Below are 9,928 nucleotides of genomic sequence, written 5' to 3'. Positions count from 1 at the left end.
CCGGCTACGCCGGGTAACCACGGGCCTTCGGCCCGGGTTGCTTGCGCCTTCGGCGCTGCGCGGCGCCTTCGGCGCCGGTACTGCCCCGGCCTTTGGCCGGGGGCCCTCGGCTTCGCCGAGGGCTGGCCCGCGCGGTGCGCGGGCAGCGGGCCGGCTGCGCCGGCCGGATCGGGCTGCGCCCGATCGGGAGGGGTTGCGGGCGCTGCGCGGGCTTGGGTGGTGGGGGGTCAACTCCGCGCTTCGCTGCGGAGTTGGGTGGGTGTCAGGGTGGGGCCTTCGGCCCTTGGTGGGGTGGGGGTGGGTGCCGGGCTTCGCCCGGGCTGGCTGGGGTGGTGGGTGGGGGCGCTTCGCGCCTTGGGGGGTGGTTGGGTGATGGGTGGTCATGGGGTGGGGTCACTCGTTGGGGTGGTGGAGGGGTGGGCTTCGCCCGTTCTCGTGCATCAAAGACAGAAGCCCGCTAGGCTCTGGGCTCATGGCAAGGCTCCGAGGCACCTCGAAAAAGGCCCGGATCGACCGCCATTGTTGGCCTATTTTCGGGCGGGAGAAGTAAAGGGAATGCGGGATAGAAAGGCGGAAGATTGATGGCGGTGAATTCCGTGAGGCCAGCCATCGCCTACCGGTTCCGGCTGGTGGAGCAGCGGAGCCGGCTCTTGGGCGGCGGTGGTCAGCCGGTGAACGGATCCGGCGGGGGCGGGGTCCGGAGGAGCCCCCGCCGGGGCTTCCGCGCGGCTGGAAGCCCAGCACGTCGGGCGGAAGGGCAGTCCAGCCGCCGTTCGGCCAGACGCAGCGAAGCGGGCGCGGCACTGCCGGATCGGCCGCAGGCCGATGCCGCCCGGTGCGGCCGGCACCCGCGAACAGAGCGGTTCGCCGTGGCCGGGGCGTGGTGGCTGAGCCTCGCGCGTGCGCGCGTCTTACTGATAAGAGGGCGCTGCGGTGATTGGGGCTCTGACCTGGGGGTTTGTCAGAGGCGATGTGTTGGTTCTGACACATTGACCTGCGGGTTTGTGCTGTGGAAGGCACCGCCGGTCCGAATTTGGCCCCGCGAAGAGGGACAAATGTGATTCGGCAGCTCAGTGGCGGTCCTGACGGAAACACGTACCCACCCCTTGTGTTGCCCCCGACACCAGGGGGCCACGCCGACGGGGACAAAGCTCCACCCTCACGGGGACAATCTCGGCTAGGGTGCCGGGCGACGGAAGCAAGACCGAGGAAGCGGAGTCCAGCGTGCCCCAGGCAAGGCGCAGCTCGGCCGGGAAGCCCCCGGCGACGGAGCCGCAGTCGACGTCCTTGGCGGACAGCTTCGCCAAGGCGATGGAGCAGCGGCCTCCGGCGCCGGGCCGGCCGGTCCGGTCGGCGAAGGTCGACTGGACCTACCGGGCCCCGCACAAGGTGTACGGGCGCAAGGGCTACAGCCAGGTCAGCAACGAGTTCCTGTCCGAGGTGCTGGCGGTGCTGATCGCCCGGCACGGGATGTCGCCTGCGCAGTCGGCGGTGCTGGTGTTCTGCATGGGCCGCCAGCGCGAGGGGCGGTTGCGGATCACCCACGCGAAGATCGCGGTGCACCTGGGGATCGAGCGGGCGAACGTCACCCGGGCCCTGGGCACGCTGGAGGGCTGGCACATGATCCAGCGCCGGGCGAACTCGCTGCTCGTGGTGAACCCGCTGATCTGCTTCATGGGCAACGGCGACCTCCAGGAGGAGGCGCTGGAGCAGCTGCGTGGTGACGCCAAGGCCGCCCTTCGGCGACACTTCCCGCAGATGCACGAGGATGAGGTGAAGACGGCGGCGCTGGAGCTGTTTCCGAGCTTCACGCCGCCGAAGGCGCCACCGCCGCGCACCCGGCAGCTGACGTTCGGCGACAACGACGATGTGGTGGAGGAACAGGCATGCTGATCCAGGCACACCTCGGCTTCGCGCAGCTGCACCGTCTGGAGCTCTCCAAGGCCTCCTACGACCTCCTGAGCGCGATGATGGACGTCCAGCACCCCGGAGGCGAGGTCAACGCCTCACAGGCCGAGCTGGCGGCCCTGGTGGGACTGAGCAAGAACCGCACGTCCATCGCGATGAACCAGCTTGTGGAGCGGCACGTCGTCCTGCGCCCCGACGGCCGCTACCGCAGCTACCAGATCCACCCGCTGTTCGCCGGCTACTCCACCACGGAGCAGCTCGAGGCGGCGATCGAGAAGGCCGTGCTGGCCATCCGGAACGGGGAACTGCCCGAGCCCGCGGTGCCGGCCCCCGTACGGCACCTGACCGCGGTGCCCACCCGGCAGACCGCGTAAGGCCGGGCCGCGGGCCCGGTACCCCGGGCCCGCGTACATCGTTCCCCTCCTGGGGAACCCCGCAGGCCAAACGGATGGGGAGTGGAGCATGGAGCAGCCAGCGGCCCAGGGCGGCCCGGAGAAGCGGAACTACCAGGTCGTGGCGCACCGCGTGAACGACGAGCATCCCGGGGTGGCCACGATCACCACCTACGCCTTCGCCAGCTCAGTGGAGGAAGCACTGCGGCTGACCCGTCGGAAGTACGAGCGGGGCGGCGAGCGGAGCCTCTACGGGGTGGGGCTGTACCGGATCGTGCGGGTGGAGGAGCTGGCCGACGACCTCACTTCCCTCCCCGACCCGGCCAATCCGGCTGGCGTCCCGGCATGACCGACACCACCGCCTACGAGCAGGCGCAGCAGCAGAGCGTCCGGGTACCGAGCCGCTGCTCGGTGCCGTGGGGTGTGTGCCCGGAACACGGTGCCACCCTGGCCTCGAACGTCGAGCGGGGGACCTGGTGCATGGACCCGTTCTGCCTGAACTCGTGGCCGTACGACCGGATGGACGCGGCCTGCGTGGAGCCGGCCACCCACACTGTCCAGGCCGGTGACGGTGGCCGGTACATCGTCTGCGACGGCCATGCCCGGGCCGCCCGAATCCACATCGTCGGCGGCCAGGTCGTCCCCGGCGTCGCGTAGCGCGGCCGCGCCGGGGCGGCTCAGGGGCCCGCCGGCTTCACGCCCGGGCCCCAGGCGGGACCGGCCGCTCCGATCAGCTGACAGCGCGCCACCGGCGAGGTTGGCCCGGCGGTGCTGGCCGTCCCGGTACCCTGCTGGCGGGCCGTGCGGTGTGTCGGTCCCGGACCGCTGACGGCCGCGACCGGCAGCACCAACGTCCTGACGGTGCCCCGCATCAACGCCCGCTTCGCAGCAGACTGTCCCGGTGCCGTCCAGTGGCCCGGATCGCGGGCCGGCCACCAGCAAGGACACCCGATGGTCAAGAACCACGCCCGGAAGAACGCCGCCCGGGCCCGGGTCGCCGAGGCCGGCGGGAGCCACCAGGCCGCCGTCGCCGCCGTCCGCAAGCGGCCCTCCCTCCTGCCGCCGCCCCCGACCGCCGAGGAGATCCTCGCCGAGGGACGGGCGACGATCGTCGCCGCGCTCGGCGACCTCGCCGAGCAGACCACCCACCCGCGGCGGCGCAGCCTGTACCTGGAACTCCAGCGGGAGGTCGAGGCCTCCACGACGTTCGCCAACCTGCGGAAGGCCCGGGGAACTTTCGCGTTCCGCCAGGCAGATGGGTACTGGCTGGACCGCTGGAACGAGCTGTCGAAGAACCCGCCCGAGTCCTACGACGAGCACCTGCGCGGCATCAACCGGTGCTACTGGGCGCGGCGGGTGATGTACGAGTGGGTCTGGCCCGGTCAGTGGGACAAGCACCTCTACGGGAGCGGGTACTGACGGCACGCACAACGCAAGGCGCCGGCCACCACCAGGTGGCCGGCGCCTTGCGACTTGTCAGAACCGGCTGCGCCGCACGACAGGTCGGGCGGGCGGACCCGTCTCAACGCCGCGCAGGGCGAGGGCCGCGGTGCGGGTGCGCTCCAGCCAGTTCGCGACCTGGCGCAGCGTGGCGGGGTCGAGGTTCTGGGTGAGGTCGCGGACGGCCTGGTGGTCGTCGTCGGTGAGCGCGTGGAGGCCGGCGCGCTCGAGGGCGGTGTAGAGGGGCTGGGCGGCGGTGCCGGCGAGGCGGCGGTGGGCGGTGTCGGTGACCTGTTGGGCTCGGTGGGCGGCTTCGCGGGCGCACGCGGCGACGTCCTGCCGGTGGCGTTCGGCACGCAGCGCGTGCTGGAGAACGGTGTCGTGGTCGGGGTCGTAGCGCTCGACGCCGGCCTGGGCGGTGTGGTCGTACACGCGCTGCCACTCGGCCAGGGCGTTGGCCGCGATGACGAAGGCGGCCTCGTCCCCGGCGTCGGCGTGCCGGTCGGCGCAGCGTTCCTCGAACCGGGCCTGTTCCAGGGCCCGCTCGATGGCCTCCAGGGTCGTCCCGGCCGCCTGGCGGCGGACCCGGTGGCGGACGTCGCCGAGCAGCCCGTGCTCCTGGTCGTCGGGCTCTTCCTCGTCCCGGCCGTGGTCGGGACGGGCGGGGTGCTGGGCGAGGGCGGCGTGCAGGGTCGATCCGGCCTCCCATGCCTCGGCGTGCATGACGGGCTGCAGCTGGCCGTCCGGGCCGGCGCCGAGGACGATCCGGCCCTCGACCAGGGCCACCCAGCCGTCCAGGCCGTCGACGTCGCGCTCGGTCCAGCCGCGGGCGAGCCCGGCGCCGTGGTGCAGGGTGCGGATGCCGTCGTCGCCGGTCCAGCGCAGCCAGATCGCGCCGCGCACCAGCGGCGAGTCCAGGATCGCCCGGCCCAGGTCCCGGTCGGCGGGCGCGGGTCGGCTGGGGGAGGCGGTCAGCTCCAGTCGCGCGGGCGTGGGGTCGGGGCGGGTGGTGTGGGTGGTCATGGCCGTCCTCTCGAAGTGGTGGGACGCGGGGTGGTTGGGACGGGCTACCGGGTGGCCATCGGCGGCCAGCCGCCTGCGGCCCGGCACCCGTCGCGGTCGATGTGGAACCGCGGTAGCGCGTCGCTGTCCTGGCCGGGCTCGGGCAGCGGCCCGAACCAGGTGTGGCCCTCCCCGGTGATCCGGTCCCCGCAGTGGGCGCAGCGCCACCGCGCCGGCGTCAGCGCCCACGCCGCTTCGAGGTCGTCGATTTCCTGGGCGGCGTCGCCCTGGCCGTGGCCGTCCGGGTGGCCGTCGTGCGTCATCGCGGCTCCGTCCTGTTCTTGGGAATTCCAGTCGGGTTTTCTGCGGTCACATGGTTCGGGAATTATTTCGGACTGCTGGTTCCGGGTGCTGCTGTGAATTCGGTTCGGAAATTCTACTGCGCTCGGGGGCGCCGCTCCCGGGCTGGATTGCTCCTCCGTGGCCCTGGTGAGCTGGTCGCGGTCGGACCGGTCGCGGTGCCGCCCGCCGATCGGGTCGGCGCCGCCTCTTGGGCGGCGCCGATCCCGAACTAGTCTTCTGAGTAAGCCAGTTGAGCGGTTCCGGTGGTCGGATCAGCTCAGGTCGAAGTCGTTGGGATCGAACTCGAAGTCGTCGGACGAGAATCCGCCGTAGGGGCCGCCGTTGAAGTAGTCCGCGAGGGCCTGGCCGACGATCTGCCGCACCTCGTCCTCGTCTTCGGCGAGGGCCAGGGCGGCGGCCTGCTCGCCCGAGAGGTCGAGGTGGATGTCGCGGGCCCGGACGGCGTCCGAGCCGCGGATCTCGAAGCTCACGGCGCGGCCGACCCGGGCCCCGATCCCGGAGACGGTGCCGCGCTGCGCGAGCTGCTTGGCCTTGCGCTCCCGGCCACGCTCGGTGGTCTGCACGTCGACCGCCTCGCGCTGCAGCCGCTCCTGGTGCTCGACGGGGTGGCGGGAGCCGTCGATCCAGCGCAGCACCGTGCGCGGCGCGACGCCGTAGGCCGCGGCCATCGCCTTGGTGTTGCCGCCGTACTTGCGGTCCCGCACCTGCCCGGCCTGCGTCGTGGACTGCACCGGCGCCTTCCGCGAGGGGAACAGTGCCTCCCGCACCCGCCCGAACAACCCCTTGCCCGCCATCAGTTCCCGCCTTCCTCATCGTCGTTGCCGGTACCGGCACCGGTCTGTTCCTGGTCGATCGGGGTGCCGTCGGTGGTGTAGTGGTGGACCAGCTTGGAGGGGTGCTCACGGCGCCCCATCGCCTCGACCACCGCGTGCAAGGGGATCGAGGACTCGTGCTTGTGGCTGCCCGGGGCGATGCCCAGGCGCAGCGCCCCGGGGACGGGGGTGCCGTCGTCCTTGACCGGCAGGAGCTCCAGCGGGGAGGTGGCGTCGGTGGCGTAGAGGTAGGAGTCGCGGTTGACCGCGAAGGGGGCCCGTCCGGTGAGCTGGAGGGTCTTGCGCAGGCGGCGGTGGGCGGCGATGCGGGCGGTGGCGACGATGGTGAACCGCAGGAGGGGGTTGTAGGACCAGGCTGCGGCGATTTTCTCCAGCCAGGTGGCGTCGTCGAGGTGGCGGGCGGAGTCGGCCCACTTGCCGATCCCGCCCTTGTAGACGGACTTGTAGAGCCCGGCCAGGACCAGGGCGTCCGCGCGCTCCGCGTCGGTGCCGACGTCCTTGTGCACGGCGTAGGCGGCGAGGAACTCCTCGGGGCTCTGGCCGTCGGTCAGGCCCAGCACGGCGTAGGTGCGCTTGTACCCGCCCCGGATGCGGCCGGTCCACTCCTTGAGCAGCGGCGCGGTGTGCGTGGACAGGTAGGCGGCGGTGATGGTCGCCGGGTCGAAGCCGTAGGTGGAGATCATGTAGGCGACGGTTGGGGTGGCGTACCAGCTGGGCCCGGTCGGCGGGCGGCCGTGGAAGGTGGCCGGGTGCGGCAGCAGCTCGTCCACCGCCGTGGTGGTGAAGTCGCACCACCAGATGCCGGCGGTCTTGCCGCCGTCCCACACCGGGGCCTCCACGTACTCGGCCGGGCCGACGGGCAGGCGCAGGGACTCGGTGACCGACAGGTAGGACGCGCAGACGTCGACCGCGACCGCGAACGCCTGCCCCGCCTCCCCCGTGGTGAGGTCGCGGGCCCACCACTTGTAGTCCTCCTCCTCGCACACCGTCTCACCGCGCGAGAGCAGCTTGCGGGTGAGCGGGTGCCGGGCCCCGGCGGCCGGCGGCACGCACAGGTCCCCGGCTGGCAGGGCGCCCTCGCGCAGGTGTGAGGACCACTCCCCCGTCGCCTCGTCCTTGACCCACTCCACCCGCGGGCGCACCGCGTCCAGAAGCAGCATCCCGGTGGAGGCCGTCGACGCACCCGGCGCGACGCCCAGGTCGGCGGTAAAGGCCCGGTAGCGGCGCGCGAGTGTGGGCGCGTCCTTGGTGCCGTCGGGCGCGGTGGCCAGCGGGGCGGCCAGGGCGCTGGTGGCCTGCTGGCGGGAGTCGCCCTGGCCCAGCCACGGCGCGACCGTGACGCGGACCGAGGTCCTCGGGCCGCCAGCCGACCCCTTGCGGCGGAAGACGTGGAAGCTCGGACCGATCTGGTCGCTGATCTCCATGCCCACCGTCGCGGCGGCCTTCACCAGCTTGGTCTGGAGCGCCGCCAGGGCCTTCTCGGTCGTCGGCAGTGCAGCCGGGAGCCCGAGTTGCTTGAGCGCGGCGGCGCTCAGGCACACCATGCCGTCGCCGCCACGCCCGGCCGCATGCGCCCGCTCGACGCGCAACGGCAGACCGGTGCCCAGCCACGCGAACCAGTCGCCCAGCTTGGTTCCGGCCGGGGCCGGAATCTGCGGGACGTCCAGCAGCCAGCCACCCTCCGGCGCGACGTCCAGCGCGACCGCCGGCCACCACCGGGCAGCAGCAGTCGCGCCAGCGGGAGCCGAGGGACGCGCCGCAGCGGGACGGTTCGGGGTGCGGGACGGTGCGGAGCGCCGACCAGTCGCCGGAGCCGCGGTGGGCACGGGCTGGACCGGCGCCGAGGCGATCGGAGCGGGCGTCGGCGGCGCAACTGCGGTGACGGGCTCCGCAGCGGCGGCGGGCTGGACCGGCGCAGCGGTGACGGGCGCGGGGGCGGCCGGGGCCTGGACTGCCGGGGCGGGGGCCGGCTGCTGCTCGGTTGCCGACGCCGGGGTGGCGGTGACGACCGGATCGGGACGGCAGAAGCCCCCCAGGTGCATCGGGCGGCCCTGGGCACGGTAGACCGACGGGTTGCCGCACTGCACGCACGGCATCGCCTCGCGCATCACCAGCGAGCCGTCCGCGTTCTGATCGAGCATCGGGACCGCGGACGCCTCAACGGGCTGCTGCTCGGACGCCGGACCGACGAACGCCTGCGGCACGGCCGGAGCCGGGGCGGCGGGGGGCTGCTCAGGGGCGGGGAAGCGCTCCGCCAGGCCCGCGAGCAGCCGCGCGTAGGCCGGGGCGATGTCCGCCGACGGGACAACGGACCCGTCCTCCCAGCCCTTGACCAGAGCGGAGTTCACCCGCAGGGCCGCACCGATCTGCGCCGGGGTAAGCCCGGCCGCCAGGCGCAGCCGTGCCCGCTCCGTCGGAGCGGGCAGTCCGGTGTTCACGGCCGCCAGCAGGGCGTCGACGGAGTCGAAGAGTTCGTCGGACATCGGGTGGCTCTCCTCAGCGTCCGGTGGGTCGGGTCGGGTCGATCCGCGGGTCGCCGAACAGGGCGTCGAAGACCGGCTCGGTGAGGCAGGCGATCAGGTTCTGCTCGGCGGGGCGCAGGGTGTAGCCGGCGGTGCGCCCGAGGTCGGCCACCGCGATCGGGACCTGGGGGCGGTAGTAGAAGCGGAGCTCCCGGCCGGCGAACTTCGTCGGCTCCACCACTCCCTGCGCGGGGTTGAACGGCAGGGTGAACGAGGGCAGGTTGGCCACTTCCGGCTCGGCGGCCAGGTGCAGCACGCCGTCGTCGACAGTGCGGAACGCCACGGCCAGGTCCACGCCGCCGGCACGGCGGTCGCGCGGCAGCCCGTGACCCTCCAGCACCCGGCCCAGCTGGGAGGGAGCCATGGCGGCCGCCATGCCCAGGGCGCGCCGGTTGGAGTAGCCGCCGGTGGCGTCCGCGCGGGACATCGCCAGTTCCTTGACCACGGTCAGGTGCTGCGTGACGCGGCTGATGCAGGCGACCAGGGCGGTCAGGTCCTCGAACTCGGCGGCCTGCGGCGGCTCCACCAGCCGGTCGCCGCGCAGCGCCGCGAGCAGGGCGAGGGCCAGGTCGTCGGGCACCTCGACCCGCTCGCCCCCGATGCTGATCCTCACGAAATCACTCCCAAATAGTAGATGGTGCCCAAACACTACGCCTGTCCACTTTGCGAGTCAACTCTCTTTTGAGTGTCCGACGCGGATGGGCTGCCGGCGCGACGTCGTGGGCCGGGAGATCCGCCGACGCGGCGCCACCACCTGACCGCGGTGGTGGGTCAGCCCGATCAGCGAGGCGGCCGTTGTCAGTGCCGGGTGCGAAGCTGACGGGTTACCAGCACCGACACCGGCGGAAGGAGGTGAAGGAGATGACGGGAAGACAGCAGAAGGCCGTGGTCATGCTCGGCGCGGCCCTGGTCGGCGGTTACGTGATCAGCAACGTGGCCAAGAGCCAGGCACGCGTGCTCGGCCTGAGCGCGCCCCAGCTGGCGGCGCTGACCGGCGCCGTCGCGTTCGTCATGCGCAAGGTCTGAGACCCGCCCGCGCGGTTCGGCCCGGCCACCACCTGGTGGCCGGGCCGAACCGTTTCCCGCCCCGCGACTACTCGGCGCGGGCCTGCGAGCAGGCCAGGCACGCACCGCAGCAGACCAGGGCCCCCTCGTCCTTGCGGTGGCGCAGCGAGCGGACGGCGCCGACCGTGTTGGCCACGCCCTTGGCGATGCCACCGACGGTGCCGACGGCGACGGCGAGCTGGCGGGCCTGCGGGCCGGCCGGATCGGCGCCGGCTTCGGCGAGGAACTGCAGAAGGGACTGAAGGAGCGTCATGACGCCCTCCTTCGAATCGAGGATGGGTTTTCGCCTGCCACCCCTTCGAAGTGCTCGCAGTCCGTGAGACAGGACCCGAGTGCGGAAACGTCTATGACCTGGGGTTCCTCAACCATCAGGCACGCAATATCCGAACCGATAATGGCGCCG

Annotated in this window: 12 protein-coding genes; 6 read left to right on the top strand and 6 right to left on the bottom strand. The window is 72.7% G+C overall.

Annotated elements, in window-relative coordinates; all coding sequences use genetic code 11:
- Positions 1–1,224: 1,224 nt before the first annotated feature.
- The 5 genes from P3T34_RS00735 (at position 1,225) to P3T34_RS00715 (ending at position 3,719) form a co-directional block, all read left to right on the top strand.
- Entirely contained in the window at positions 1,225–1,893 is a 669-nt protein-coding gene (locus tag P3T34_RS00735; RefSeq protein WP_280663977.1) for a helix-turn-helix domain-containing protein, read from the top strand.
- Complete coding sequence (locus P3T34_RS00730) at positions 1,887–2,282, top strand: hypothetical protein (protein WP_280663976.1); 396 nt, start codon at positions 1,887–1,889, stop codon at positions 2,280–2,282. Before P3T34_RS00735 ends, P3T34_RS00730 begins: the two co-directional genes overlap by 7 nt.
- Positions 2,283–2,370: 88 nt before the next feature.
- The gene (locus P3T34_RS00725) at positions 2,371–2,649 is read left to right on the top strand and encodes a hypothetical protein (RefSeq protein ID WP_280663975.1); all 279 of its coding nucleotides are present in this window, start codon (positions 2,371–2,373) and stop codon (positions 2,647–2,649) included.
- Positions 2,646–2,957 carry a hypothetical protein gene (locus P3T34_RS00720; protein WP_280663974.1) on the top strand — a complete coding sequence of 104 codons (312 nt, stop codon included), beginning with the start codon at positions 2,646–2,648 and terminating at the stop codon, positions 2,955–2,957. The genes P3T34_RS00725 and P3T34_RS00720 overlap by 4 nt, the downstream gene beginning before the upstream one ends.
- 294 nt (positions 2,958–3,251) lie before the next feature.
- Positions 3,252–3,719: a hypothetical protein gene (locus P3T34_RS00715; protein ID WP_280663973.1), complete on the top strand. Its 468-nt coding sequence runs from the start codon at positions 3,252–3,254 to the stop codon at positions 3,717–3,719.
- Positions 3,720–3,776: 57 nt separating this feature from the next.
- On the opposite strand, the gene P3T34_RS00710 is transcribed toward P3T34_RS00715, so the two are convergent.
- The 5 genes from P3T34_RS00710 to P3T34_RS00690 form a co-directional block, all read right to left on the bottom strand.
- On the bottom strand, positions 3,777–4,763 hold the full coding sequence (locus P3T34_RS00710; protein WP_280663972.1) for a hypothetical protein: 987 nt from the start codon (positions 4,761–4,763) through the stop codon (positions 3,777–3,779).
- 44 nt (positions 4,764–4,807) lie between these two features.
- A complete protein-coding gene (locus P3T34_RS00705; protein ID WP_280663971.1) occupies positions 4,808–5,065 on the bottom strand; it encodes a hypothetical protein in 258 nt (85 codons plus the stop codon).
- 291 nt (positions 5,066–5,356) lie between these two features.
- A complete protein-coding gene (locus tag P3T34_RS00700; protein ID WP_280663970.1) occupies positions 5,357–5,899 on the bottom strand; it encodes a hypothetical protein in 543 nt (180 codons plus the stop codon).
- Positions 5,899–8,421 (bottom strand): helix-turn-helix transcriptional regulator, encoded by a 2,523-nt coding sequence (locus tag P3T34_RS00695; RefSeq protein WP_280663969.1) that lies wholly within the window; start codon positions 8,419–8,421, stop codon positions 5,899–5,901. The genes P3T34_RS00700 and P3T34_RS00695 overlap by 1 nt, the downstream gene beginning before the upstream one ends.
- A gap of 13 nt (positions 8,422–8,434) precedes the next feature.
- Positions 8,435–9,073, bottom strand: coding sequence for a hypothetical protein (locus P3T34_RS00690; protein ID WP_280663968.1), 639 nt, complete (start codon positions 9,071–9,073; stop codon positions 8,435–8,437).
- 248 nt (positions 9,074–9,321) lie between these two features.
- Here P3T34_RS00690 and P3T34_RS00685 point away from each other — a divergent pair, with 248 nt between their 5' ends.
- Positions 9,322–9,486, top strand: coding sequence for a hypothetical protein (locus P3T34_RS00685; protein ID WP_280663967.1), 165 nt, complete (start codon positions 9,322–9,324; stop codon positions 9,484–9,486).
- A gap of 67 nt (positions 9,487–9,553) precedes the next feature.
- Here the strand turns inward: P3T34_RS00685 and P3T34_RS00680 are convergent, their stop codons facing one another.
- Entirely contained in the window at positions 9,554–9,778 is a 225-nt protein-coding gene (locus tag P3T34_RS00680; protein WP_280663966.1) for a hypothetical protein, read from the bottom strand.
- Positions 9,779–9,928: the final 150 nt, after the last annotated feature.

Origin of the sequence: Kitasatospora sp. MAP12-44 (assembly GCF_029892095.1) — a bacterium.
Lineage (GTDB): Bacteria > Actinomycetota > Actinomycetes > Streptomycetales > Streptomycetaceae > Kitasatospora.
The sequence above is the reverse complement of the archived record's forward strand: the minus strand, read 5'-3'. Positions and strand labels throughout refer to the sequence as shown.

Coding starts and splice junctions, on each gene's coding strand:
- P3T34_RS00720 (WP_280663974.1), top strand. CDS start 2,646: ATGACCGACACCACCGCCTACGAGCAGGCGCAGCAGCAGAGCGTCCGG.
- P3T34_RS00730 (WP_280663976.1), top strand. CDS start 1,887: ATGCTGATCCAGGCACACCTCGGCTTCGCGCAGCTGCACCGTCTGGAG.
- P3T34_RS00685 (WP_280663967.1), top strand. CDS start 9,322: ATGACGGGAAGACAGCAGAAGGCCGTGGTCATGCTCGGCGCGGCCCTG.
- P3T34_RS00705 (WP_280663971.1), bottom strand. CDS start 5,065: ATGACGCACGACGGCCACCCGGACGGCCACGGCCAGGGCGACGCCGCC.
- P3T34_RS00710 (WP_280663972.1), bottom strand. CDS start 4,763: ATGACCACCCACACCACCCGCCCCGACCCCACGCCCGCGCGACTGGAG.
- P3T34_RS00715 (WP_280663973.1), top strand. CDS start 3,252: ATGGTCAAGAACCACGCCCGGAAGAACGCCGCCCGGGCCCGGGTCGCC.
- P3T34_RS00700 (WP_280663970.1), bottom strand. CDS start 5,899: ATGGCGGGCAAGGGGTTGTTCGGGCGGGTGCGGGAGGCACTGTTCCCC.
- P3T34_RS00725 (WP_280663975.1), top strand. CDS start 2,371: ATGGAGCAGCCAGCGGCCCAGGGCGGCCCGGAGAAGCGGAACTACCAG.
- P3T34_RS00680 (WP_280663966.1), bottom strand. CDS start 9,778: ATGACGCTCCTTCAGTCCCTTCTGCAGTTCCTCGCCGAAGCCGGCGCC.
- P3T34_RS00695 (WP_280663969.1), bottom strand. CDS start 8,421: ATGTCCGACGAACTCTTCGACTCCGTCGACGCCCTGCTGGCGGCCGTG.